The organism is Flavobacterium hercynium (assembly GCF_002217285.1).
Taxonomy (GTDB): Bacteria; Bacteroidota; Bacteroidia; order Flavobacteriales; family Flavobacteriaceae; genus Flavobacterium; species Flavobacterium hercynium.
This window is the reverse complement of record NZ_MUGW01000013.1, coordinates 12907-37338: the sequence shown is the minus strand read 5'-3', so window position 1 is coordinate 37338 and position 24432 is coordinate 12907. Positions and strand designations below refer to the sequence as shown.

At 31.8% G+C, this 24432-nt stretch carries 23 protein-coding genes and 1 tRNA gene; 20 read left to right on the top strand and 4 right to left on the bottom strand.

Features of this window, described 5'->3' with window-relative positions:
* Positions 1-284: 284 nt before the first annotated feature.
* The 3 genes from B0A66_RS06535 (at position 285) to B0A66_RS06525 (ending at position 1709) form a co-directional block, all read left to right on the top strand.
* On the top strand, positions 285-578 hold the full coding sequence (locus B0A66_RS06535; RefSeq protein WP_089049052.1) for a type II toxin-antitoxin system TacA family antitoxin: 294 nt from the start codon (positions 285-287) through the stop codon (positions 576-578).
* Complete coding sequence (locus B0A66_RS06530) at positions 562-1071, top strand: GNAT family N-acetyltransferase (RefSeq protein WP_089049051.1); 510 nt, start codon at positions 562-564, stop codon at positions 1069-1071. Before B0A66_RS06535 ends, B0A66_RS06530 begins: the two co-directional genes overlap by 17 nt.
* A gap of 449 nt (positions 1072-1520) precedes the next feature.
* Positions 1521-1709, top strand: a complete 189-nt coding sequence (locus B0A66_RS06525; RefSeq protein ID WP_089049050.1) for a hypothetical protein — start codon at positions 1521-1523, stop codon at positions 1707-1709.
* A gap of 201 nt (positions 1710-1910) precedes the next feature.
* Here B0A66_RS06525 and B0A66_RS06520 read toward each other — a convergent pair whose 3' ends face one another.
* Positions 1911-2315, bottom strand: coding sequence for a helix-turn-helix domain-containing protein (locus tag B0A66_RS06520; RefSeq protein ID WP_089049049.1), 405 nt, complete (start codon positions 2313-2315; stop codon positions 1911-1913).
* Between the two features lie 190 nt (positions 2316-2505).
* On the opposite strand from B0A66_RS06520, the gene B0A66_RS06515 reads away from it, so the two are divergent.
* The 10 genes from B0A66_RS06515 (at position 2506) to B0A66_RS06470 (ending at position 12256) form a co-directional block, all read left to right on the top strand.
* The gene (locus B0A66_RS06515) at positions 2506-3054 is read left to right on the top strand and encodes a hypothetical protein (protein ID WP_089049048.1); all 549 of its coding nucleotides are present in this window, start codon (positions 2506-2508) and stop codon (positions 3052-3054) included.
* 180 nt (positions 3055-3234) lie between these two features.
* Positions 3235-4977 carry a C15 family peptidase gene (locus B0A66_RS06510; RefSeq protein WP_089049047.1) on the top strand — a complete coding sequence of 581 codons (1743 nt, stop codon included), beginning with the start codon at positions 3235-3237 and terminating at the stop codon, positions 4975-4977.
* 5 nt (positions 4978-4982) lie between these two features.
* Complete coding sequence (locus B0A66_RS06505; RefSeq protein ID WP_089049046.1) at positions 4983-5456, top strand: hypothetical protein; 474 nt, start codon at positions 4983-4985, stop codon at positions 5454-5456.
* Positions 5457-5729: 273 nt separating this feature from the next.
* Positions 5730-6545 (top strand): DUF5694 domain-containing protein, encoded by an 816-nt coding sequence (locus B0A66_RS06500; protein ID WP_089049045.1) that lies wholly within the window; start codon positions 5730-5732, stop codon positions 6543-6545.
* Positions 6546-6591: 46 nt separating this feature from the next.
* Positions 6592-8157 carry a T9SS type A sorting domain-containing protein gene (locus B0A66_RS06495; protein WP_089049044.1) on the top strand — a complete coding sequence of 522 codons (1566 nt, stop codon included), beginning with the start codon at positions 6592-6594 and terminating at the stop codon, positions 8155-8157.
* Positions 8158-8250: 93 nt separating this feature from the next.
* Entirely contained in the window at positions 8251-8958 is a 708-nt protein-coding gene (locus B0A66_RS06490; RefSeq protein WP_089049043.1) for a DUF6090 family protein, read from the top strand.
* Between the two features lie 258 nt (positions 8959-9216).
* Positions 9217-9456, top strand: a complete 240-nt coding sequence (locus tag B0A66_RS06485; RefSeq protein WP_089049042.1) for a type II toxin-antitoxin system ParD family antitoxin — start codon at positions 9217-9219, stop codon at positions 9454-9456.
* A gap of 4 nt (positions 9457-9460) precedes the next feature.
* Positions 9461-9754: a type II toxin-antitoxin system RelE/ParE family toxin gene (locus B0A66_RS06480; RefSeq protein ID WP_089049041.1), complete on the top strand. Its 294-nt coding sequence runs from the start codon at positions 9461-9463 to the stop codon at positions 9752-9754.
* Positions 9755-9898: 144 nt separating this feature from the next.
* Entirely contained in the window at positions 9899-10732 is an 834-nt protein-coding gene (locus B0A66_RS06475) for a helix-turn-helix domain-containing protein (protein ID WP_089049040.1), read from the top strand.
* A 75-nt stretch (positions 10733-10807) separates the two neighbouring features.
* Entirely contained in the window at positions 10808-12256 is a 1449-nt protein-coding gene (locus B0A66_RS06470; protein WP_089049039.1) for a serine hydrolase domain-containing protein, read from the top strand.
* Between the two features lie 260 nt (positions 12257-12516).
* Here the strand turns inward: B0A66_RS06470 and B0A66_RS06465 are convergent, their stop codons facing one another.
* Together B0A66_RS06465 and B0A66_RS06460 are read right to left on the bottom strand one after the other, a co-directional pair.
* Positions 12517-13275, bottom strand: a complete 759-nt coding sequence (locus tag B0A66_RS06465) for a GH12 family glycosyl hydrolase domain-containing protein (RefSeq protein ID WP_089049038.1) — start codon at positions 13273-13275, stop codon at positions 12517-12519.
* Between the two features lie 289 nt (positions 13276-13564).
* Positions 13565-14038, bottom strand: coding sequence for a CAP domain-containing protein (locus B0A66_RS06460; RefSeq protein ID WP_089049037.1), 474 nt, complete (start codon positions 14036-14038; stop codon positions 13565-13567).
* Between the two features lie 354 nt (positions 14039-14392).
* Between B0A66_RS06460 and B0A66_RS06455 the strand changes: the two genes are divergently transcribed.
* The 3 genes from B0A66_RS06455 (at position 14393) to B0A66_RS06445 (ending at position 17300) form a co-directional block, all read left to right on the top strand.
* A complete protein-coding gene (locus B0A66_RS06455; protein WP_089049036.1) occupies positions 14393-15781 on the top strand; it encodes a serine hydrolase in 1389 nt (462 codons plus the stop codon).
* 178 nt (positions 15782-15959) lie between these two features.
* On the top strand, positions 15960-16520 hold the full coding sequence (locus B0A66_RS06450; protein ID WP_089049035.1) for a hypothetical protein: 561 nt from the start codon (positions 15960-15962) through the stop codon (positions 16518-16520).
* 183 nt (positions 16521-16703) lie between these two features.
* On the top strand, positions 16704-17300 hold the full coding sequence (locus tag B0A66_RS06445) for a hypothetical protein (protein ID WP_089049034.1): 597 nt from the start codon (positions 16704-16706) through the stop codon (positions 17298-17300).
* A 222-nt stretch (positions 17301-17522) separates the two neighbouring features.
* On the opposite strand, the gene B0A66_RS06440 is transcribed toward B0A66_RS06445, so the two are convergent.
* A tRNA-Met gene (locus tag B0A66_RS06440) sits at positions 17523-17595 on the bottom strand.
* A gap of 116 nt (positions 17596-17711) precedes the next feature.
* Here B0A66_RS06440 and era point away from each other — a divergent pair.
* The 4 genes from era to B0A66_RS06420 all read left to right on the top strand — a co-directional run bounded on the left by era (position 17712) and on the right by B0A66_RS06420 (position 24286).
* Positions 17712-18593 (top strand): GTPase Era, encoded by an 882-nt coding sequence (gene era / locus B0A66_RS06435; RefSeq protein ID WP_089049033.1) that lies wholly within the window; start codon positions 17712-17714, stop codon positions 18591-18593.
* Between the two features lie 27 nt (positions 18594-18620).
* Entirely contained in the window at positions 18621-19637 is a 1017-nt protein-coding gene (locus B0A66_RS06430; protein ID WP_089049032.1) for a hypothetical protein, read from the top strand.
* A 443-nt stretch (positions 19638-20080) separates the two neighbouring features.
* Complete coding sequence (gene der, locus B0A66_RS06425; RefSeq protein ID WP_089049031.1) at positions 20081-21391, top strand: ribosome biogenesis GTPase Der; 1311 nt, start codon at positions 20081-20083, stop codon at positions 21389-21391.
* 147 nt (positions 21392-21538) lie between these two features.
* Positions 21539-24286 (top strand): outer membrane beta-barrel protein, encoded by a 2748-nt coding sequence (locus tag B0A66_RS06420; protein ID WP_089049030.1) that lies wholly within the window; start codon positions 21539-21541, stop codon positions 24284-24286.
* Positions 24287-24432 lie beyond the last annotated feature (146 nt).

Sequence of the window (24432 nt, the reverse complement as noted above, 5' to 3'; positions counted from 1 at the left end):
GATTTGACAAATATTTTTGTGTACGTAAAATATACGTACATTTGTAAAGCTAATATGAAGTCTACTCTTCGATGAAGAATTCGGAAACAAGTCGAGTACAAATGTCAAAATAATTAAATCAAAAAAGGCGTAATACACGATTACGCTAAATTATAAGGTAAAAGACACGCACACTCCAAGTGATAAAACAAAAACAAATACAAAAAGAACGACACACCAAATAGGAAACACACAAAACAAAAAAAACACGTAAAAATATTCAGTCACGAAAATCACCAAAAATTATGGCAACAATTATTAACGACCGAATTGATGTTCGTATTAGCAAAGAGCAAAAGGAGTTAATTAAGTATGCTTCAGTATTAAAAGGATTTAAAAGCTTAACAGAATTTATTGTTTATTGTGCAAATGCCGAAGCAAACAAGATCATTAAAGAAAATGAGATTGTGTTACAGACGTACGAGGACAAGAAAATATTTATGGATGCAATTTTAAATCCCCCACGTGCTAATGATAAACTTAAAAGGGCTCAAATGAACCATTCTGAATTTGTCAAAACTAATGAACCTAAAGATTGATGTCCTTAGAAAGGATCACGAAAAGAAGCATTTTAGTTGTGGAAAAATAGCATTAGATGATTATTTTCACAAGCAGGCTGGACAAGATGCCAGAAAAGATTTGTCTGTTTGTTATGTTGTAACAGATACAGACGAAGATGAAAACAAAATATTAGGATATTACACGCTGACAAACAATTCTATACCCTGGGCAGAATTTCCTGAAGAGTTAACGAAGAAAATACCCAAATCGTATTCTATACCAACTGCATTATTGGGAAGACTTGCTGTCGACAAGAACAATCAGGGAAGAAAATTGGGAGAAATATTATTGTTTGATGCGTTAAAAAAATGTTTGGAGGTTTCAGAAAAAATGGGACTTTATGCCGTAATAGTAGATCCGTTAGATGACGCGGCTATTGCGTTTTATCAAAGCTATGGTTTTATATTGATACCAAGTAATAAGAAAATGTTTATTACAATAAAAACAATAGAAGATTCATTTTCAAAGTAACAGTTACCGGTTTAACTTGTTTTCTGCAAACGATTTATGAATCACAAAAAAGGCTGAAAGATCTTGATCTTTCAGCCTTTTTTGTACGTATAAAACATAAAAAATCTAAAAGCTTATCACTTCGTATTTGAGAAATTATATGTTTTCTGCAAAATTATTACAATAAATGAAAAGTTTAAAAATAGTGCGTTATTCTTACTATATTGATTTAAAAAATTGAAAAAAAGTTACAAAATGAGATGAGTCGTGAAATTTTAACATTAAAATAGGGTATCTTCGTACAAAACAAATTGTTTTCTAAGAAATAGTCGTAATTGAATTAAAGCATTTGAGAAAAGAAATTTAATTCAATTCTAAAATATAGAAAAAATTCCTGCGCGAGGATAGACACAAATCCCAAGTGTCTTAAAACGATTGGGGTATTAACAAAATTCTTAAAACCTTGTATTATGTTAAAAAAAATTTTAGAATTAGACGGAACTCAAGAATTGACTAAAAATGAGCAAAAGTTCGTAAAAGGTGGCGTTACTCAATTTTGTGCTAATGCACTTGCAAATGGAGAAGCTATTTTAAAAAATGGACCATGTCCTGCAGATTATCCTATAGCTGATGGAGGATGTTGCTTCCCACCATTTTAATTAATAAAAAATATTTATTGTAAAAGCTGGAAAATTTAAGAGAGTAAGCTACCCCCCATAAAACGGTAACCAAATTAAAAAAATTAAGCGAATGCTTTTACATTGTTGATTGTATACCAATATACGATCTGTAACTATAGATTTATATTTTTTTAAGAAGAGAGGAACTTGTTTCCTCTCTTTTTTATTCTATTCTTCGTATTATTTTTTAGGTTGCTTATATTTATCATAAGCAGCGATTTCTTCTTCAGATAAAGGGATTATAGAAATACTTTTAAATCTGTTGATTTTCTCATTTAAGTCGCCTCCTCTTTTTCTATAGCTTTCTAATAATTCAATTTTTATTTTAACAAGATCGTTTGAGTAAATTTTATCAGGAAAAAAATCCATGTAACTCTTTAATTCTAAACCTTTAGCAATTCTAGCTAGCATGCGAATGTTTAGTTTAGTTCTTAACTTATGGTTTTCGATATTCCCAATATGCCCTTCTGAAACTCCAATTTTTTGAGACAAAGTAACTTGTGATAAGTTCGATTTTATTCTTAACTCTCTAACTTTTTCAATTAAATGAAAATCTAATTCTGATGTAATAATTTCTATAATCATTAAGCTTTATTTAATTAAGTAATAAAAGGATTAAAAAAAAAATTAACACATGGATATGTATTTATAAAAAGTGTTTTTTTATATTTGCCACATATTCATTTAATGGATATTAAACTTGAGATTCTTCATCAGAATATTTGAAGATTCGCATAGAATATCATCGAAATTTATCAGCCAATATTGTTTTTATATGAAAAAAAATAAAATCTCCTTTGAAACTACTTTTTGGGCACACCATGAGTTAGAAAACCCGTTTGAAGTTATTGATGCTTTTTTGGGTTCTGAAAATCTTGCTTACTACAAGCAGACTTTGAGCGAAATAGTCTTTTACAGAAGTAAAGACGAAATTTACAACAAAGAGTGTCCGGGAGATGTGTTTTTTAATTACACCGCGATTCGTTCTTTTCTGAGAGCGTGTTCAAGTTTATCATACAAAAGCAAAAAATGGAAGGTTAGGGAAGTGTCAGCCGAGAAAAAATCGATTCTTTCGCAAGCTTCCCTAACAACAGAAGAATACGAAAATCCTTTTATCGTGTTTGAAAATGCCTTCGCAGAACATTCCCTAGCCGACTTCGAATTCTTCCTTTGCGAAATAGTTCACCTCTCGTTACGCCCCACTATCGTAGAATTCGATTCGGATTTGCTAACGCCTTATATTCATGTAATTAAAATGCTTGATGCGAGTCAGTTGTTGTTGGAGAGTGAGGTTGAGAGGGTTGAGGTTAGTGAGGAGTTATAGTTATTGCGAGTGCAATGATTTTTCAGTGTTTTTAAAGAAAAATGTAATCTCTATCTTATTTTTTTATATAATATTGTAGCTTTAAAATGTATTGTATAACATATGTTTATCATTAGGTAAGTATATAAAATATCTTCATGTTAAATAATAGGAGAATGTAAAAAAACTAATTTTAAAATTATGGGAATATACAAAAGAGCTAAAAATATGTATGTTAAAATTAATAAAACTAGTACAATAATAGCAAAAACTTATTCGGTAACAGCAGAAAAAATTACTATAACAGCTACAGAAGGAAATCTTAATCTCGTTTCAAACAAAAAAGTAATATTAACAGGGAAAGAAGGAGTTGTTTTTGGGGATTATGTTGCTTCAATAGAAAAAAAACATCCTGAAATCATTGAAATTCAATTTATCAATGACAAAAACACCGTTTTAAAACAATCACTGATTAAAAACTTTGGAGGAATAAAGGGCACAGATATTTTATATGGCAAAAAAGTAAAAATAAAAATTATTACCAAAGAGGTTGAAGATGGTACAAAAATAAGTTTTAATCTTCAAGGAAAAACTAAAAGTATGAATCAGGTTTTTTTTGGACTTGACAAACTAAAATGGAATTTAGAAATAAAAGATAATATTTGTGAAACCGATTTTTTTGAATTAAAACCATTATGGTATAGTGAGGACTTAGAAAAATACAATGATAAAACGCATAAAACGGAGATAAAAACGGAGGATCTGAATAACTTTTACGTAAAAGGAGTATTAAGGGCTATACCATTTGAACTTCCTGAAAAAAAAGATTGGCTAGCTCCTATTGCTTATTTAAGGAATTATGAGGAATCAATCGGATTGTTTAATACAAATGATTTAGAGATTAAAGATTTACAAAGTAATTATGAAAATCATTTTATAAGTTCCAATTTAGAAATATTAAAAATAGAAAGAGACTTTTCTGAATTTATAAACAACACAAAAGATCTTACTATTGAGCAAATAAAAACTAGAGTTGAACATGATGCAAAATGTATTTGGGATATGTCAATGAAACAGGTTCAGTCTGGTAAACTTGACGACAGACCGTTATATTGGGCTAGAAATAAAATGCAAGTTCAAATAAAACGTCATTTTCTTTTTGAAGAAGACATTGATTTTGAAAAAAGCATAGTGAAAAAAGGAACAGAATTAGACAAAATAATTCAGGTTTTTGAAGGAAAAAGCAGAAATTATGCGGGAATAGATTTTAGTAAAGGTGGTAGTAAGAAAAAAGTTTTGATTACTGGATTTGATCCGTTTCAATTAGAATTTGGAAAAGATACTTTTAATCCATCAGGAATTGTAGCTTTAAATTCTCAGAATAATCTAAAATTATTAGATGCAAATATATTTGTACAAACTTGTATATTTCCAGTAAGATATGAAGATTTTGACAATGGAATTGTTGAAAAAATAGTTGCAAAGTTTATTGATGAAGTTGATATGATTATAACAACAAGTTTAAACGGAAGTAATTCAATTTTTGATATCGAAAAATATGCAATAGAGTTTAGAGGTGGTGGTACTGATAATATGAATATAGGTGAAGGCGGAGATGAGGAGAGATTGATAAGAAATATAAATAGTATTTATACAGAGACCACATTGCCTAAAGACAAAATTTTTGAAGAAAAAAATATAATCACAATAAATAATTTATCTGTACGATATGATATTGAAAAAGACAAAGAAAATGGTTCTGGTGGAAATTATCTGTCAAATGAAATAATGTATAGAGCAACAAAAGTTAGAGGATCTAAATCTAAAAAACCTGTTGGACATTTTCATTTAGGTAATTTAAAAACTCATAATAAAAGTGATATTAATCGAATGAATGAAGTAATTGATGTTGTAAATGAAATTATCATTAAAATTTTAAAGTAGGACTTATGAAAAAAATATTCTTAATTATTTTACTGTTTATTATTGTAAAATCTTATTCGCAAGCTTGCGGTTCCGGAATTTTTAAAATTGAATTCTATGTTGTAAACGAAGAAAAAGAAAAATTAACATATGAGGTTATAGATTTGAATGATGATAATTTAAATGTACTTATGTCTGATAACAAAATCGAATCCATCTACAATGGTATAATAATTAACACTGAGTTAATAAACGAATTGAATTTAAGTAAATCAACATCTGAGCAATTACCTTTCAAAAATATATTAGAGAGAAGAGGTACTATATCCAAAGGGAAATTAGAATTCAAAACTAGAGAACTCTCCAATAAGATTAGTTTGTTGAAAATAAAAACTAATAAATATGTTTTTTACATAATGGCAAATTTATTTGGAGGATGTAATAGAACTACATTTGTTATATTAGGAGAAAAACCAATTTTAGAATTAAACAAAATGTAGTTTTGTTTTCTTCAAGATACTTTTGCTCTTCGAAGAGTTCTCACAAAAGCTACAAGAATATCACCTACTTCGTATAAGTGTCTCTTACTTATTATTTACATCTCCACACTCATTTTATCTGTCAAAAAAATCCTGTAAAATAAAAAATACGGATAATAAAGTATAATGAAAAAAGTATATATTTGAAGCTGAATAATGTGTGAAAATTATCACGCTTATAAATGAAGGGGCGGCAATTTAGAGGGACTATAATAACCAAAAACAAACTAAATAATGACTTTCATTAAAACAATTTCTACATTTTTAATTACGTTTTTCATTGCAACTACAACTTTTGGACAAGCATCTAAACCCAAAACCAAAATTTTACTAATAGGAACTATTCATTTTGAAACCCCGCATACAGATCAATATGAACTAAAAGTAGACGATTTTTTAAGTGCTAAGCGACAAAGTGAGTTAGAAGATTTAACGAATGTGCTTGCTAAAACAAAAGCGACTAAAGTGATGATTGAAAGACCAATTAAAGATCAGCGTTCCAGCGATAGCTTGTATACCTTGTATGTAAAAGATCAGTATAAACTTCCCGTTTCAGAAAGAGAACAAATTGGGTTTAGGTTAGCTAAAAAAATAAAATTAAAGCAAGTAAACTGTATAGACAAATTCTACGGAATGCGTGATAGTCTGATGGTTGCGACTGCAAAAGAAAATAATGAACTTTATTTGCTGAAAGATTTAGGAACCACCGCAAAAGGACTGATAAGTGATTATGATGATCAGTTGAAAAAAGGTACCATAACCGAAGTTTTAAAACACATCAATAAACCTGAAGAATTAAAGAGAAATTTGTCAATTTATTTAAAATTTATGGCAAAGATTGGGGCAGGTAAAAACTTTGCAGGAGCAGAATCTGTTTCAGATTGGTATTTAAGAAACCTTGCTATTTATGCCAATATCGTAACTCAGGTTGATCCTTCGGACAAATACGTTGTTTTAATTTTTGGACAAGGACATATTCCTATATTAAAACACTTGCTGCAAAATAATGACGATTTTGAAGTCGTTGAAGTAAGCAGCGTACTAAAATAAAAGCCACAAATCGCCCTTTGGCAATCAAATACCTAAAACAAAATTTATGAAAAAAACTTTACTCTATAGTATTAGCGCTCTAATGCTGTCCTTTTTATTTACAAATACTATTTCTGCTCAGGAAGGAACACTAGATGAAACTTTTGGAATTGGAGGTCAAATTTCCAATAATTTTGGAGGAGCAAGTCACGTTATGAATGCTGCTTTGCAGTCAGATGGTAAAATTATAGTTATTGGCACCGCTACTCCCTTCGAAAAAAGTTCGAAATTTGTGATCGTTAGGTATCTGCCTAATGGAGATTTGGATAGCAGTTTTGATCGTGTTGGTGCTACTACGATTCTGGGTGGAAAAGATTTTGGTTCAGGAGCAATCGCAATCCAGCCAGATGGTAAAATTGTAGTTGTAGGAACTACCGAAAATAAGGTTAATGGCGTAAGTGAATCGGATATTATGCTTATACGTTATAACGAAGATGGCACGCTTGATTCTACTTTTGATGGAGATGGTATTGCAACAGCACCTTTGAAAAATTCACAGTCCGGAAGCACAATTTTATTGCAAGCAGATGGTAAAATTATTGTTGGAGGAACATTTTCACTTAATAATCCAGAACTTCAAACATTTGGGCTTGCACGTTTTAATTCAGATGGGAGTATTGATACAACATATGGTACAAATGGATTCGTACAGACTCCAAATATGAGCAGGGGTGTTTTAAAAGATATTAAGTTCATAGACAATGAAAATGTTATAGCTGTAGGATACAATTTGATAATATCGAATTTTTTAATGGCTAAATATGATGCTACAGGTAAGGTTATTACTAGTTTTGGATCAAAAGGCAATGGTATTATTGAAGAAAAATTTAATCAAATTGCATTATTAAACAACTGTGTGGTTTCAAAAGACAATCATATTTATGTGGCAGGTGCATCATTTAATGGTACAAAGTATAATGCATTTATTGGTAAATACGATTCTAATGGTGTGGTAGATACGTCTTTTGGTGTCAACGGTAGAATTGTTAAAGAATTTGGTAACAATATATCAAGTTTTGGAGACGATATCGCTATTGATTCTAAAAATGAATTAATTGTAGGCTATGGTGTAGGGCCAACCAGTAATTACGATTTTGCTTTAGAATCGTATAGCTTAGATGGGGTTCTAAATACTTCATTTGGGACCAATGGTTATTTTAGTACTAATTTTGGTGCAGGACATGATTATTTTCAAACAATGTTAATTCAGCCTGATGATAAAATTGTAATGATAGGTCAAAAATATGATCAGGTTATTGCCAGGGTAAACAATTCAAAGAAAGTGTTGTCAACAGATAATTTTACTGTAAATAGCACCGTTATTAATGTAAGTCCGAATCCGGTAAACGAGTTTCCTGTGCTTAACTTACAATTGCAAAAAGCAATAAATCTTTCGGTAGATTTATATGATGCAAAAGGAATATTAGTTTCTAGTCTGATCAAAAATAAATCTTATGCAGAAGGTTCTACAACTCAGGCTTTAAATCTTTCTAATAATTTAGCAAAGGGAATTTATTTTCTAAAACTGAGTAGCAATGGTAAATTAACTAAAACAATAAAAATTATAAAATAGAGTTGAGGTCATTGCTCCGTGCACGTATTGAGTGTAAATCTATTTTACGTACAAGCGAGGAGAAATCAACATTTAAAATTACAACATCAAAATATGCAAGACGAAATAATAAAACATTCAAAAAAAATACATTCTGCTATGAGTAATAAAGAACATTCTTTCAAAGAAAAAGTAAAAGAAGTACTTACTGAAATTTTAATTATTGTATTTGCAGTATCGCTTTCGATCTGGCTTCACTCTTGGAGCGAAGAAAGACATCAGCATAAAGATGCACAAACATTTTTAACTGGGTTGAAAGAAGATTTACAAAATGATATTTCAAATCTGGAAGATTCAAGAAAGACATTAAATAATACGCAACAACAAATATCATTTGTTTTGCATATTACACCACAAAAAATAGATAGTATTAAAGCCAATAATAAACAAATTAATTCAGGCACAAATTTCATCAATACATTAGTTAATAATGGACGATATGAAGGTTTTAAATCTAGCGGAAAAATAAATACTATAGAAAATCAAGAAATAAGAAATAAGATTTTGAAGTATTATCAACAAACAATTCCAGAAATAGCGTATACAGAAAAGTCATACGAAAAACTAACTTCAAGGTATGTAGATTTGTTAATAAATGGCAAAGAAGATGAGGATATATATGCAGCTTTACTAAAAAAGAAGACAAAGATTATTTTATCAGGTATTGATAATTTTACCCAATCCAGTAAAAAAACGTATGCAGACGCTATTAAGCAAGCAGGAGAAATTATAAAAGAAATTGACAAGCAAGAGAATAAATAAAAACGGGACGCAACCTCCTGTTGGCTCCAGTATCTTGCTTGTGAACATAATGCTTTATTTAGGTAAATGTAAATATTTGATTTTTTTCAGGACGAGAAAGTAATGTATTCACAAGCAAGATGAGATAGGAGGGGATCTGCTGATTTAGTAAATTTACACCAAGTATGTCGTTTCGACGTAAGTTCCGCTATGAGATTCCAAAAAGAATCGTAATAATTTGAAAAGTTACCATTTTTTGGTAACTTAGCTAAAAAAAATATGGGAAGAAATACCTCTATATCGCTTGGTAATCATTTCGAAAGTTTTATCGAACAGAGTGTAAATGATGGAAGATTTAATAACGCAAGTGAAGTTGTCAGAGCCGGTCTTCGTCTTTTGGAAGAGGAGGAAAATAAAATTGTAGTCTTAAGAAAAGCGATCAATGATGGAATCGAGAGTGGTCGTGCAATAGATTTTGATGCTAAAAAACATCTTAAAGTTTTAAAAGCAAGAAAATAATCAAATGGCTAAATATTATTTAACAAATAAAGCTGTTGATGATTTATCTGAAATTTGGGATTATACAATCAAAACCTGGTCTGAAATGCAAGCTGAAAAGTATTATGATTTACTTATGGCATCATGCGATGATTTAGCAAATAATCCAGAACTAGGCAGAAACTATGATATAGTAACGAAAGGAATATTAGGTTTTAAATCAGGTGAACATATTATCTTCTACTCAATTATATCAAAGAACGAAATAGAAATCGCAAGAATTCTTCATGGAATGCTAGATTTAAAAAGTAAACTATAAAGGAATTTCGCTCCCCGAAGAGTTCTCACGAAAGCTGTGCGAACGTCTCTGATCACATTCGTAATTTAAATCAAACATCGTTTAAACGACAAAAGCTCCACATTTCTCTGAATCTTTTGTCTAAGTAGCGGGAAGAATTCAAATATGAAAATAAAAGTTTATTCCCCTTTAAATCCTTTACTTAAAAAATACATTGAGTGTATTTACATACTCACACATACAGCAGAAGAAGAACCTGCCAAGTACATAACCTTTCCATCTATTTTTACCATTGTTTCCATAAGTGAAAAATCAAAAACGATTAATAAAGGAAATAAATTAATCATCGGGCAATGCGATGACAATAAGCTTGAAACAAATTTGGTGTCTAATTTCGATAAACCCGTGTATGTCGAGTACAAAGGAGAAATAAAAGAAATTACCATCTATTTTAAGCCGTTAGCTATTAATTCGTTCTTGAAGCATGAATTAAACCATTACAACAGCTCAAGCTTTTCTGAATTTTCACCTTTTGAAGATTATAGAAAAACGATGATTGAAATTCTTTCTTTGCAAAAGGATACTGAAAAAATTAAAGCTCTTGAAAATTATTGGTTATCCAAGTTAACAGGGTTTCAGCATAATTTCCTTGAAACTGTTTTGTCTGAAATTATGAGTGAAGAAAATGGTGCTTTAACCATTACAGAACTATGCAAAAAAAATGCTATTTCGCGTACCACATTAAACAAACACTTTGGCAGATACATCTGCAAAACACCATCTGAATTCAAAAAAATACTACGATTTAGAAATGCCGTAAATAAATATGCATCAAATAGCGCAAGAAACAACTTAACCGATATTACGTATTCTGTTGATTACTTTGACCAGTCCCACATGATAAGAGAATTCAAATCATTGACTGGGTTCTCTCCTAAAGTCTTTTTTAATAAAACGACTGCGCTGGAAAAAAAGCAAATTCACTGGCTGTTTTTATAGCCAGGTTTACATTTGTACAATTTTTGATTTTACGAGTAAAGTACTTTTGCCACTTAATCATAAATCGATACCGCTATGACAACCCGTCAACTATATTTTATTACCGCAATCTTCTTCACAGCTCTTTTACAACCTATTGTGGTTAACTCACAAAATTTGAAAAGTATAGTCGATCCGATAAAGTCTCAATTAAAAAATCTTGAAAAAGAAAATAATTTAAGTGGAGTTGTTCTAATTGCAAAAAATGGAAAGCCAATATATCGAGAAGCATTTGGTTTTGCCAATTTACCGGACAGCGTTAAAAATAAACCGGACACGAAGTTCAACTTAGCGTCCATAAACAAGATGTTCACAGGAATGGCTATTATGCAATTGGTAGAAGCAGGCAAAATTTCGCTTCAGGATAAAGTCGGTAAATATCTTTTAGATTATCCGAATAAAGCGGTTGCCGACTCTGTAACAATCCATCAATTATTAACGCACACTTCTGGAATGAACAGTTTTTGGGAGGAATACGACAAGGTTGCAAAAGAAAAATTCAAAACAGTTTCTGATTACCTTCCCTTGTTTGCTAACGCAAAACTATCCTTTGTTCCAGGCAGTGACTTCTATTACAGTAATTCCGGATATATGGTTTTAGGATTAATCATTGAAAAAGTGTCGGGTCAGGATTATTTTGATTACGTAAAAGAGCATATATACAAGCCTGCAAAAATGATTAATACCGATGCTTACGAATTGAACAATGCTATTCCAAATTTAGCTACAGGCTATACAATGTCATTGGAAGAACCTGGACAATGGAAAAACAATATTTTCTCCAATTTAGCAAAGGGAACTCCTGCGGGTGGAGGCTATTCAACAGTTGACGATTTGTTGAATTTCGCCAATGCTTTACAAAACAATCGTTTACTTAGCAAAGAAAGTACAGCTATTTACACTGCCGGCAGAGTGAAATTTAGAGATGGAATGTATGGATACGGCTTTATGGAAGATATAATAAACGGACATCGCGTTATTGGACATACTGGCGGGCATGATGGCATTGCTTGTGAACTAATGATTTATCCGGATTTGGGCTATACAGTTGTTATTCTGACAAATGGAGAAGTCGAAAATTATTGGGAAGTAAGTAATCTAATTAAAAAGCAATTAGCGGGTTCAACACCTTCAATGGATAATTTTTTTTACACTAAACAGGTAATTAAAACAGTATGCGATAAAGGTTATGAAGCCGGCATTAAGGAAGTAGAACAAAATTTAAAGAAACATTCAGTAAGAGAAAGCCTTGTTGAAAGATATGGTTATAAACTATTGTTCGAAAAAAAGACGAATCAGGCAATAGATTTATTTAAGTTAAATAATCATCTTTTTCCAAACTCAACTTATGGTTATTATTATATAAGTGAAGCATACAGAGTTTCAGGTCAAAAAAAACAAGCGATTGAATATCTAAAGTTATACATGCAAAAAGAGCCGGAAGACAATGATGCTAAATTAAAATATAAATTGTTAATGAAATAATTTTTGGAGCTGTGCGAATATCTCTGATTTCGCATTTTTGATCTAAATAAAATATTGTTTTAATAGGGGGAAGCATTCCAATATTTCATCAGTTTTTTTGATGATTATCATGCGATTTTGCATTAGCATCTTAATTGTAATATTGTAAAAAACTAATGTAAATCATTTAGTTCACAACTCCGTCAAAGTTATTATAAAAATGGTAAAGCCTGCGAAGTATCTATTTTGCAGGCTTTTATTTAATATTAAAAAGAAAAAAATTAGTTGCTGGTAACAGAATAACTGTTGCAGGTATAATTTAATCCGTTTGCATTTGTGCCGTAAGACGATGTAATTTCAAACCCGAATTGTACATCACCAACATTGATATCACCAATCCATCCCTTAGATTTTATCCAATTCAAAATCGCTTTGACATCGATAGTACCGCTATTTGTTTTTGTAGTGCGTAAAAATGAATATACATTATTAGAGCCGTTATTTCCTCTGTATACATTCCAGGTATGACCACCAATAGTTTCATTAGTAAACACTGCAATTGCAGCCCCAGTCGCTGAATAATTGTATGAAATTGGTTTTACATTACCCGTGCCATTTGCATTTCCGGTATAATTCATCCATAGCATTATTTCATGCGCTTTAGCAACATCCCAGATGTCATAAGAGGTTTCCCAAGCACCTCCTGAAGGAGTAGTTGCATTAAAACTAGTAGTAAGCGTGTTTATTTTACTAAGTACTTTACCAATATATTTGGTAGAATTTGGGTATGATTTAATTCCATCCGTGTTAGGGTGATTTGCCCAAACTCCCCATTGACTGTAACTGTTTGCCCATATAGACTGGCTGCCAGCTCCAGAGCCCCAGATATTATTATACACAGTATAACCGCCATTTGACCAGTTTGCATATTGAGCAGATGATGACCAGTTTGCTTTAACTTCAGCTTCGTTGTTAACATCGGTTGCTTCGCAACTGATAAACATACTGCATAATGCAGCAAATAAAAGAGTTTTCTTCATAAATTAGTAGTTTGATAGTTGATAAATAAGGGATGTACTAAGATATTGATATTTGGTTATTTGTTTAAGTATTTTATTACAGAAGATGTAATTTTTAAATTATTATTATAAAAAAACGCTAATTTCATTTTTAAAAGTACTAATCTTATTTGGTTATGGTTAAAATGACTATAATTAAAGCAGGAAAAATGCGAATTTCATAATTAACAGGAAGCCTAAACGAAGTAATTTGTAAGTTGAAGATTTTTTGTATAAATAAGCGTAAAGGAGGATAGGAGACTAGATTACTTTATTTTCCTAAATTAGCAACCCATACATTACCGGATTTTCCTGCTCCTATTTCAACATAAGTACTGTCCATCATGGCTTTGCAGTGGTCTATGCTATTCTTCCATCCAGTTACAACATTTACAGGATTATCATAATTTCGAGCAATTACTTCTCCTACGTAATTTCCTGTATAACCTAATATACTAGCTCTTTGAACAGGACTTGTGCCTTCTGGTGATATATGAGAAAAATAATTTCGTACATACATATCATGAGCATAATTAACTGCAGTCTGAGCTAATATTGAGTTACTTACTAGTTCGGGTACAGGCGGCATATCTTCGTCTCCACACTTACATCCGGTTATTCTTAATTTATTTACTTCAATCAAAATAGGATCAGTAACATTTGTATCAATAACAAGATCATCATTATTATCACAAGAAAAAAATAATGATATTAAACTCAAAAAAATAAAATATTTTGTAGACATTGAAAAATAATTGTTACTTAAAAATCTAATATAAATAATGGTTATGATACAAGATACGCAGATTGGATTTTGTCTTTTTATAGTCGCTAAACAATAAAAAATAGGAACTCAACCGATTTAATAGAAACGCACTGTTAATTTATAGAAAAAAGGTTGAATTTTGGAGATCGAAATAGAAAATAAAATTTACAGTTAATTTATCCTTCGCTTCCGCAATACTACTTTCGTGTGATACAAAGTGAAGTGAAAAAGTATATATTTGATAATAATATATTGAAGTTTATCACGCATATAAATAAGTTTGTTGCAATTGTGAGATACCTAATACCTACATTAATTAACCAGAAATAAAAAATGAAATTAACAATTACAATCGGACTTCTTTTAATTGGACACTTTACATTTGGACAAGACAGAATTCAAAAAATTGACAGTTTACTTAATTCTCTTTATTCAAAAGAGAAAATCAATGGAAATGTTCTAATTGCAGAAAAAGGCAAAGTTATTTATAGCCACAGTTTTGGACTTGCAAACGAAACAACAAAAGAAAAATTGAACGAAAATTCGATTTTTGAATTGGCATCTTGCTCAAAGCAGTTCACAGCTATGGGGATAATGATACTTAAAGAAAAAGGGAAATTGAATCTGGACGATGACATCAATAAATACTTACCAGAACTTTCTTTTTATAAAGGTGTAACTATAAGAAACTTATTAAATCATACCGGAGGTCTGCCAAACTATATGCAGCTTATGGATAGTTTATTTGATAAATCTAAAATTGCCACTAACAAAGACATAATTACTATATTTAGTAAACATCAACCAAAATTATTATTTGAGCCAAATACTAAATGGGAATATAGCAACACGGGCTATACACTATTGGCATCAATAATTGAGAAAGCATCGGGTTTGACATACGCTGAATACCTAAAAACAGCTATTTTCCAACCTTTGAAAATGAAAAATACCTTTGTGTACAATCGTAGATTATCGCCAAAGAAAATTGACAATTATGCTTTTGGTTATGTTTACTCAGATAGTTTGAAAAAATATGTTTTACCAGAGGAATTGAAAGAAACTAAAATCGTTATTTGGCTTGATGGTGTTGTTGGAGACGGATCAGTTAATTCAACTGTAAACGATTTATTGATTTGGGATAGAGCATTATATACCAATAAACTACTCACAAAAGAGGGAATGAAAGCCGTTTTTGAATTAGCAACTTTAAAAGACGGAGCTAAAAGAAATTATGGTTTTGGTTGGGGAATTGAAGAAAGTGCTGATTTTGGAAAAATTGCAAACCATGATGGAGGTTGGCCAGGTTATGTAACTTTTATCGATAGACATCTTACAAATGATAAGACAATAATAATACTTCAAAATCACAGCAACGTTTCAATTCCTTCTAAAGCAATTAGAAGTATTCTATATAATAAACCATTGCCTGTTGAAAAAATCAGAAAAGAAATTAGTATTACAACTGAAGAACTTCAAAAGTTTGTGGGGACTTATGAAGTTAAAAAAGATTATGAAATCAAAATTTCATTAGATAAAGACCAACTTTTTTCACAATTAACAAAACAAAATGCGTTCCCGATATTTGCAGAAAGTGAAATGTTATTTTTCTACAAAGTAGTAAATGCACAAATTCAGTTTGAAAAGAACGAAAAAGGAGAAATTTCAAATTTATTTTTATTACAGGACGGACAAAAGATAGAAGCAAAACGGACAAAATAGAAACTGCCACCAACATATGCTATAAGCAATTTGGGCATTAGGCTTAATGGAAAAATGGTTTTGTATTTGCAAAATTTGTCTTTAACCGAAAAATCCCGCATCTTTAATCCCCAACCTCGCCAAGCGACAGAACGTTGTGCGACACTTTAACTGAGCGAAACTTAATAAAATATATTAAATGAAAATACTAATAAAGCTTATAAGTTCAATTTTAGTTGCTCTAATTCTACTAAGCTTTACATGCGGTCAAAATTCAGTGGAAATTTTCGGTAAATTGAAACCTAAAAAATCTGAAATCAATGTTTCTCGATTGAGAATTTTGGTAAAAACTAATAACCTTATTTTAGCTGAAACAATAACAGACACTTTTGGTAAATTCAAATTGAAATTTATTTCAAAGACGAATGATAAGATTGATTTTTATTGCATAGGAATTGGGAGTGACACAATATTTCTAAAAAGAATAGTAAATATCCAAACAGATTCCTTAAATCTAGCATTTTCACTACCAGTAAAGTACAAACTAAATTTAAAAGGTAAAGTAATTTGTCCAATTTGTAAAAAAGCAGATAAAGTATTCAAAATTATATATATAAATACAAATCCGTATATTGGTGTTGGAGCAAAAGAAATAGATAACGGCGTATATGATATGTCAAATGTTAAATTAAAACAAGAAAAATACACTCCTATAGAACTTTCAAGGTATTCATGCCAACGAGATAGTATAAAATTTTAAAAAAGTGATCGCACAACAGCAACTATAACGGATTTGGGCAATTGCTTTAATGGAAAGTTAGTTTTTTTATTTGGGATGATTTGGCAAATCCGAAAATAGGACTTAATTTAGTCCCAAACCCGCTGTAGTGCCAGAACGTTAACGGTAATTAACCCGCTGAATGAAAAACTCAATGACATAATAATGATAGAAGAAATAATTTTCACATTACAACTAATTCAAATAGATTTTTTTACAGCTTTTGGGTTATTCACTTTCCTATACTTCATTTCCTCAATCTTTATTAGAAAACCAATTCTCAAAAATATTGATGAAGAATCTAATCGCTTTATTTCCTTCATTGGAATACTGTATTTAATACTATGGATTATCGGAATATTAGTTGAATTAAATATTCTGAACCAAGAATACAAAATCGAACTTTTGAATAGAATGTTTGGAAAATATTGGTTTGGATTTTGGACTCAACCTTTACTTTGGGTAATAATCACCCAATTGTTGCGATTCAAAACTATTAGGGGAAACATTTTTCTGCGAATATTATTTAGTATTTTATTGATGCTGTCAATAGAAAGAATGATTATAATAATTACATCATTTCATAGAGATTATCTCCCAAGTTCTTGGACAATGTATAACGAAATTGGAATTTATCCTTCGAATTTGGTGCTTTCATTATTTCTAAAAATCATTGTGTTTTTAGTTTTCGTTGGAATATTTTATTCAATCAATAAAAAAATAAAAAGTTTAAAACAACGCATAGAAAATAACTACCGCTAACACACGCTACAAGCAATTTGGGCATTAGGCTTAATAAAAAGTTATTTTTGTATTTGGAAGATTTGGCAGATCCGAATAATGGGCTTAATTTACTCCCAAACTCGCTGCCCGAAGTATTCTTTTAGAAAGCTTTGTGAACGTCTCTGACTTGGTACCCGCAATCTAAATCAGGAAAAATAATAATAAAAAAAAGCTCCAGATTTCTCTGAAGCTTTGTCTTAGTAGCGGGAACAGGACTCGAACCTGTGACCTTCGGGTTATGAGCCCGACGAGCTGCCTACTGCTCTATCCCGCGATGTTTCGGGTGCAAAGATACGCCGATATTTGAGAAATCCAATGAAAACTTTAAAAAATGTTTTATTTTCTGTATTGAGTTGATATGATTACCTTTGCGCATTAAATAATTCACAAATGTCACATAAAGCAGGTTTTGTAAACATCATCGGGAATCCAAACGTTGGAAAATCAACATTGATGAACGCCTTTGTTGGGGAAAGATTATCGATCATTACATCAAAAGCACAAACAACACGCCATCGTATTCTTGGAATCGTAAATGGCGAGGATTTTCAACTTATATTATCGGATACGCCCGGAATCATTAAACCCGCTTATGAAATGCAGGAGTCGATGATGAACTTTGTAAAATCGGCTTTCGAAGATGCTGATATTTTAGTTTACATGGTCGAGATAGGCGAGCAGGACTTAAAGGACGAAGCTTTTTTTAATAAAATCATACACGCTAAAATTCCGGTTTTGTTATTGTTGAATAAAATTGACAATTCAAATCAGGAACAATTAGAGGAGCAGGTAGCGTTTTGGACAGCGAAAGTGCCAAATGCTGAAATTTTCCCAATCTCTGCTTTACAGAATTTTAATGTACCGGAAGTTTTTGGAAGAATCATTGAATTACTGCCAGAATCACCAGCATATTATCCAAAAGATCAATTAACAGATAAACCGGAACGTTTCTTTGTAAACGAAACCATTCGTGAAAAAATCTTGTTGAATTACAGCAAAGAGATTCCGTATGCGGTTGAAATCGTTACAGAAGAGTTTTTTGAGGACGAAAAAATTATCAGAATTCGTTCTGTGATTATGGTGGAGCGCGAAACGCAAAAAGGAATTATCATTGGACACAAAGGTGCCGCTTTGAAAAAAGTAGGTATGGATTCTCGTATTGATTTAGAGAAATTCTTCGGAAAACAAATTCACATTGAACTTTATGTAAAAGTGAATAAAAACTGGAGAAGCAATGCCAATATGCTAAAACGATTTGGATATAACCAATAACTAGTTCTTTTAAAAAGACACAATATTATGCAAGTTTCGTACAAGCACTCTGTGAAAATATTTTGTGTATTGGTAGTAGTTTGCGGTCTGGCGCAATTTTTTTATCCAGAAGAGAAAAAAGTTGCGGCAGAATCTTTGGTTAAAGAAACGGAGTTAGCAGTAAAAGAAGATTCGACAGTTGTTGAAAATGAGGTGTTTTTTGATACTACGGCATGTTCTAAAAAGGATGTAGAATTGTTTTTAAGTACTTTTATAAAAGAATTTAATACCAACAAGGCTTCAAAAATTAATCGGTTTGTAGATAAAAATGATGGTTTGGCAATATTTGCTAAAGATGGAGTTTATCCTATTTTGAGTTTTTCTACTGTAATTGATGATTGGATTGAATGGTTCGATTTTAAAATTTCTGATGCTATATTTTTTGAGAAGTTTCCGGAATATATTGGAGATACTGAATTCGCGAAAACGGGATTTTTTTACAGGGATTACAAAAACAAATTCAGTTTAGATGATTTCCAAGATGATTATAGTAATCGATCTGATGAAGATAAAAAACCGTACAGAATTCTTGAAAAGACCTGTAATTACAGAGCAGATGCAATGTCTAAAGACGGTAGCAGAGTTTTGACTTTGTATTTTAGAATTTATAAAGACAAAAAGCAATTAGTAGCCATTAGTCAGGATACGGTCGATGATGTTATGTTTACGGAGCCGGAAAAAGAATTTATTAAAATTGATACTAAAACGGAGGTTGAAGCATTTTTAGCAGAAAACAAGAGGTTTTGTGACATAGAAAACAAAGGATATATTGATTTTGATAAAAAAGAATTGACGTATTGCGATTTTGGAGACAAACCATTTTCGTTTACAAGTTACAAGATCGATTCTGCTACAGCGCTTTCTAAAAAAATTAAAATTCGAGAAATCGAGTTTTATGACGCCCGTAAAAAGGAAAATTTCACGTTAAGATTATCAAATAAGGGAACGTTTACGTCTTATCAAATGGGAGCAAGGCCTATATATGTTTACAGTTCATGTAATTAATGACTTTTTAGGAATACATTAAAAACATCACTTTTTAAAACACGAATGTCCTAGCCCTGATAGAAGCGGAAATCCTTTTGTGACGCTTCTTTAGCGGAACAAAAGATTGTAGCGGATAGCAGGATTAGCTCCTGAAAAAAGGTTTAATCGGTTAATCGTTAAGTTGTTTAATTGTAGTTTTTCAGCATAGATTATTTAATCTTTCAATCATTAAATTTTTCAATCATTTAATCTATAATTTTCCCAATCCCCCAATAAAAATAATGGAAAAAGAGGTAGTGAATTAATCCGTTTTTTAACTGAATACTAAAAACTGATAACTGCAAACTAAAAAAGACTACCTTTGCAAAAAATTAAAATAAGGCATTTTGGATTTATAAGTGATAGAATTTTAGGGAACTAAAAATCTAAAAGCTAAAATCCGGAATCTAAAATTCAAAAAAATGAATAACATTGTTGCGATAGTAGGAAGACCTAATGTAGGGAAATCAACCCTTTTTAATAGGCTGATACAAAGAAGAGAAGCTATTGTAGATTCGGTTTCTGGAGTTACCAGAGATAGAAACTACGGTAAAAGCGAGTGGAACGGAAAAGAATTTTCTGTCATAGATACGGGTGGATACGTTCGCGGATCTGATGACGTTTTTGAAGGTGAAATCCGCAAACAAGTTGAGCTTGCTATCGACGAAGCCGATGTTATTATTTTTGTGGTTGATGTAGAAGAAGGAATTACACCAATGGATGATGTTGTTGCGCGCTTATTGCGTAAGGTGACAAAACCGGTTTTATTGGCTGTAAATAAGGTAGATAACGCAATGCGTGAGAAAGATGCAATTGAGTTCTATAACCTTGGTTTAGGAGAGTATTTTACTTTTGCGAGTATTTCAGGTAGCGGAACCGGAGATTTATTAGATGCTTTGATCGAATCTTTCCCGGAAAAACCAGAACCAGTTCAGGAAGAAGTAGTTTTACCTCGTTTTGCTGTTGTAGGACGTCCGAATGCCGGAAAATCTAGTTTTATCAATGCTTTGATTGGTAAAGAACGTTTCATGGTTACGGATATTGCTGGAACAACGCGTGATGCAATTGATACAAAATTTGACCGTTTTGGTTTTGAATTTAATTTGGTGGATACTGCGGGAATCCGTCGTAAGGCTAAAGTAAAAGAAGATCTTGAGTTTTATTCTGTAATGCGTTCTGTACGTGCTATCGAACATGCAGATATTTGTATTTTGGTTATCGATGCGACACGTGGATTTGAAGGTCAGGATCAGAGTATTTTCTGGCTGGCTGAAAAAAACCGTAAAGGTGTTGTAATCCTGGTAAACAAATGGGATTTGGTTGAAAAAGATACGATGTCGACTCGTGATTACGAAGAGAAAATTCGTAAAGAATTAATGCCTTTTACAGATGTGCCAATATTATTCGTTTCGGCTTTAACGAAACAACGTTTATTGAAAGCATTGGAAGCAACGGTACAGGTTTTTGAAAACAGAAAGCAAAGAATCCCAACTTCTAAATTCAATGAATTTATGTTGAAGGTAATCGAAGCTTATCCGCCACCGGCAACAAAAGGGAAATATGTGAAAATTAAATATTGTATGCAATTGCCAACGCTAACACCTCAGTTTGTGTTTTTTGCGAATATGCCACAATACGTAAAAGAACCATACAAAAGATATCTTGAAAATAAAATTAGAGAAAATTGGGACTTCTCAGGAGTGCCAATCGATATTTATATCAGAGAAAAATAATAGTATAGAAGTCCTCAGTAATGAGGACTTTTTTTATGTCTTTTTGTAAACGATGCAATGTTTTGTGTCGTTTTGCAGTTAGAGAAATAGGCTCGTAATTAAACCATTTATCGCTTTTGCAGTCTTATTGATTCAACCAATATATATATGACCAAATTATATTCGTATTTCCTGTTCTTCTTTGTGTGCTTTGCCGCAAGTGCTCAGAATTCTATTATCGTCAAAGGAACGGTAGTAGATATCAACACACAATTGCCTCTTGAAATGGCTACTGTTTATTTTACAACGGTAAAAGATTCTACTATTATTGAATATGCTACAACTGATAAAAACGGTTTTTTTAGCATCAACATGAAAAAAATAGATAAGCCTGTTTTTCTAAAAGTAAATTATATGGGTTATCAGCCTTTTTTTGAAGAAGAAAAAGGACTTACAGAAAACAAAGATTTCGGAAAGCTCTATTTGCTGGAAAGTGTAAATGCCTTAGACAATGTGGTCATTAAAACCGAAGCAGCGCCGATTACTATTAAAAAAGATACGTTAGAGTTTAATGCAGCATCATACAAAGTACGTCCGGATTCGAATGTGGAAGCGCTATTGAAACAATTACCTGGTTTTGATGTGGATAATGACGGAAAAATAACGGTTAACGGAAGAGAGGTAAATCAGTTTTTAGTAAACGGAAAGACTTTTTTTGATAAAGATGGCGCCATAGCGTTAAAAAACCTTCCTGCTGAAATTATAAAGAAGGTTCAGGTTTCAGATTATAAAACGAAGAAGGAAGAACTTTCGAAACAGGAATCGACTTCGGATTTTTCGAGTGTTAATATCACCATTGATGAAAAGAAGAATAAAGGTTTCTTTGGAAAAATTCTGGGTGGATATGGTTCTGACGATCGCTACGAAAGCAGTTTAATCATGAACTTTTTTAAGAACAAACAAAAGATTAGTGTTCTGGCATCGTCGAACAACATAAACTCAACCGGATTTTCTATGGATGATGTTTTTGATAATATGGGAGGTGGAAGAAACAGCAAAGGAGGAGGAGCTCAAAACTCCGGAAGCGGACGAGGTATTACGCAATCGCATTTGGCGGGAATAAATTATTCTGATGATTGGACTAAGGATTTGGAGTTTATGAGCAGTTACAATTTTTCGAATTCGATTAATAAAAACAACAGCAAGTCAGAGCAAACGAGTTTTTTACCAACAGGAAACATCAGAACTTTGGCCGATGCTACTACGCGAAACGAAAACACCGGAAACAACGCCAATTTTCAGTTAGAATATAAAATTAATCCAACAACAAGATTGGTTATTGCGCCAAAGCTAAATCAGTCGCGTTCGAACAATCGGGCATCATCATCGTCTTTTTCTGAAGATGAAAACGGAAATGAATTAAACGAAAGTACTTCGGATTCGTACACCGAAGGTTCTACCACTAATTTTACGAATAGCATTAATTTTAATAAAGCTTTTGACAAGAAGGCACGGAATCTAAGTTTTGTTTTTAATAACAGTAACAGCAAAAATGATTCGGATGGATTTAATGTTTCTGAAACCATTTTTTATCAGGACAATAAACCTAATGACGAAAGAAATCAAAACAGTAAAAATAATACAAGCAATGATGCTTATTCATTTGATGTTGAATACACAGAACCTGTAACGGATTCGTTGCGCATTCGCTTTGGATCTGATTTTGATTGGGCAAGTACGGTAAACGATTTAAAAACATTTGATTTTGATGCCGGTACACAATCGTACACTTCTCTAAATGAATCTTTAACGAATTATACAACTTCGAGAGAAAGCAGCGTTAGTCCGAAAATGGGACTGACCTGGCAGAAAAGCAAGTTTACGCTGAATATGAATTCCAGAACTTCGATTGTGGGGTATGACAACCATTCGTTGTACTTAAACCAGCAAACCGATCTGAACAGAAAATATGTTTTACCTTTTGGAAATGTGCAGTTGCGTTATAAATTCAGCCGCTCTAAAAATTTGACTTTTAAATACGATTATTCGAATGCGCTTCCGTCTGCAACGCAATTAATGCCGGTAGTCAATTTAACCAATCCGTTAAACTCGATTACAGGTAATCCGGACTTAAATCCGATTGAGAAAAACAGTGCAACAATAGATTTCAAAAACTTTGATTTCCGTACCCGCGCCGGTTACAGCGTTTACGCCAGAGCCGATTACTATAACAATGATGTGGTTTCTACCTCTATTTATGATGATAGCGGAAAACGAACTACAACGTATGTTAATATTTCGGGAACGTACATGACATCTGTTGGCGCAAATTGGAACCAATCGATAAAGATTGATGCGCATGTTTTGCGATATGGTTTGGGACTGGCAGGAAGTTATTCTTTTGATAAAGGATTTACGAATGCTGTCTTGTATAATGCAAAATCTGCAATTGTTACTCCAAAAGCCTATTTAACGTATGAATACGGAGACGTGCTGACGATTTCACCATCGTATAGTTTGTCTTATAATGAAACCAAATACGAGAATTATTCGAGAGATGCGAGTTCGAATGTTATTCACAGAGTCAATTTGCAGACCACAACGTATTGGCCGTCTAATTTAATTTTCGGAAATGATTTTGGATATACGTATAATTCAAGTATTTCAAGTGATTTTAAAAAGGATTTCTACCTGTGGAATACCAGTTTGTCTTATGGTTTTTTTGATAAAAAATTGTATGCAAAAGTTAAAGTATATGATGTTTTAAACCAAAACCAAAGTGCAACAAGAACTATTTCGTCGACTTCTATTCGCGATGAAGAAAATACGGTTTTGAAACGTTATGTAATGTTTTCACTAGCGTATAAAATAGGAAATTTTGTCTCTAATGAAAAAGGGAGAAAGAAAAGAGGTTAGGAGGAAGGTTCTGAGGTTCTGAGGTTCAAAGGGACAAAGGTTTTTCTGTCGATACGTATATTTTTTAGGTTCAAATGTTTTACCGTAGAGGCGCACTGCTGTGCGTCTAATTATAGAATTTCAAAAATTAAAATATAAAAAAAAGC

What these genes read in the sequence shown, in the direction of transcription:
- B0A66_RS06530 (WP_089049051.1), top strand. Translation starts at nt 562, where the DNA reads ATGAACCTAAAGATTGATGTCCTTAGAAAGGATCACGAAAAGAAGCAT.
- era (WP_089049033.1), top strand. Translation starts at nt 17,712, where the DNA reads ATGTCACATAAAGCAGGTTTTGTAAACATCATCGGGAATCCAAACGTT.
- B0A66_RS06480 (WP_089049041.1), top strand. Translation starts at nt 9,461, where the DNA reads ATGGCTAAATATTATTTAACAAATAAAGCTGTTGATGATTTATCTGAA.
- B0A66_RS06510 (WP_089049047.1), top strand. Translation starts at nt 3,235, where the DNA reads ATGGGAATATACAAAAGAGCTAAAAATATGTATGTTAAAATTAATAAA.
- B0A66_RS06445 (WP_089049034.1), top strand. Translation starts at nt 16,704, where the DNA reads ATGATAGAAGAAATAATTTTCACATTACAACTAATTCAAATAGATTTT.
- B0A66_RS06420 (WP_089049030.1), top strand. Translation starts at nt 21,539, where the DNA reads ATGACCAAATTATATTCGTATTTCCTGTTCTTCTTTGTGTGCTTTGCC.
- B0A66_RS06465 (WP_089049038.1), bottom strand. Translation starts at nt 13,275, where the DNA reads ATGAAGAAAACTCTTTTATTTGCTGCATTATGCAGTATGTTTATCAGT.
- der (WP_089049031.1), top strand. Translation starts at nt 20,081, where the DNA reads ATGAATAACATTGTTGCGATAGTAGGAAGACCTAATGTAGGGAAATCA.
- B0A66_RS06525 (WP_089049050.1), top strand. Translation starts at nt 1,521, where the DNA reads ATGTTAAAAAAAATTTTAGAATTAGACGGAACTCAAGAATTGACTAAA.
- B0A66_RS06450 (WP_089049035.1), top strand. Translation starts at nt 15,960, where the DNA reads ATGAAAATACTAATAAAGCTTATAAGTTCAATTTTAGTTGCTCTAATT.
- B0A66_RS06500 (WP_089049045.1), top strand. Translation starts at nt 5,730, where the DNA reads ATGACTTTCATTAAAACAATTTCTACATTTTTAATTACGTTTTTCATT.
- B0A66_RS06495 (WP_089049044.1), top strand. Translation starts at nt 6,592, where the DNA reads ATGAAAAAAACTTTACTCTATAGTATTAGCGCTCTAATGCTGTCCTTT.
- B0A66_RS06490 (WP_089049043.1), top strand. Translation starts at nt 8,251, where the DNA reads ATGCAAGACGAAATAATAAAACATTCAAAAAAAATACATTCTGCTATG.
- B0A66_RS06515 (WP_089049048.1), top strand. Translation starts at nt 2,506, where the DNA reads ATGAAAAAAAATAAAATCTCCTTTGAAACTACTTTTTGGGCACACCAT.
- B0A66_RS06535 (WP_089049052.1), top strand. Translation starts at nt 285, where the DNA reads ATGGCAACAATTATTAACGACCGAATTGATGTTCGTATTAGCAAAGAG.
- B0A66_RS06470 (WP_089049039.1), top strand. Translation starts at nt 10,808, where the DNA reads ATGACAACCCGTCAACTATATTTTATTACCGCAATCTTCTTCACAGCT.
- B0A66_RS06430 (WP_089049032.1), top strand. Translation starts at nt 18,621, where the DNA reads ATGCAAGTTTCGTACAAGCACTCTGTGAAAATATTTTGTGTATTGGTA.
- B0A66_RS06460 (WP_089049037.1), bottom strand. Translation starts at nt 14,038, where the DNA reads ATGTCTACAAAATATTTTATTTTTTTGAGTTTAATATCATTATTTTTT.
- B0A66_RS06505 (WP_089049046.1), top strand. Translation starts at nt 4,983, where the DNA reads ATGAAAAAAATATTCTTAATTATTTTACTGTTTATTATTGTAAAATCT.
- B0A66_RS06475 (WP_089049040.1), top strand. Translation starts at nt 9,899, where the DNA reads ATGAAAATAAAAGTTTATTCCCCTTTAAATCCTTTACTTAAAAAATAC.
- B0A66_RS06485 (WP_089049042.1), top strand. Translation starts at nt 9,217, where the DNA reads ATGGGAAGAAATACCTCTATATCGCTTGGTAATCATTTCGAAAGTTTT.
- B0A66_RS06520 (WP_089049049.1), bottom strand. Translation starts at nt 2,315, where the DNA reads ATGATTATAGAAATTATTACATCAGAATTAGATTTTCATTTAATTGAA.
- B0A66_RS06455 (WP_089049036.1), top strand. Translation starts at nt 14,393, where the DNA reads ATGAAATTAACAATTACAATCGGACTTCTTTTAATTGGACACTTTACA.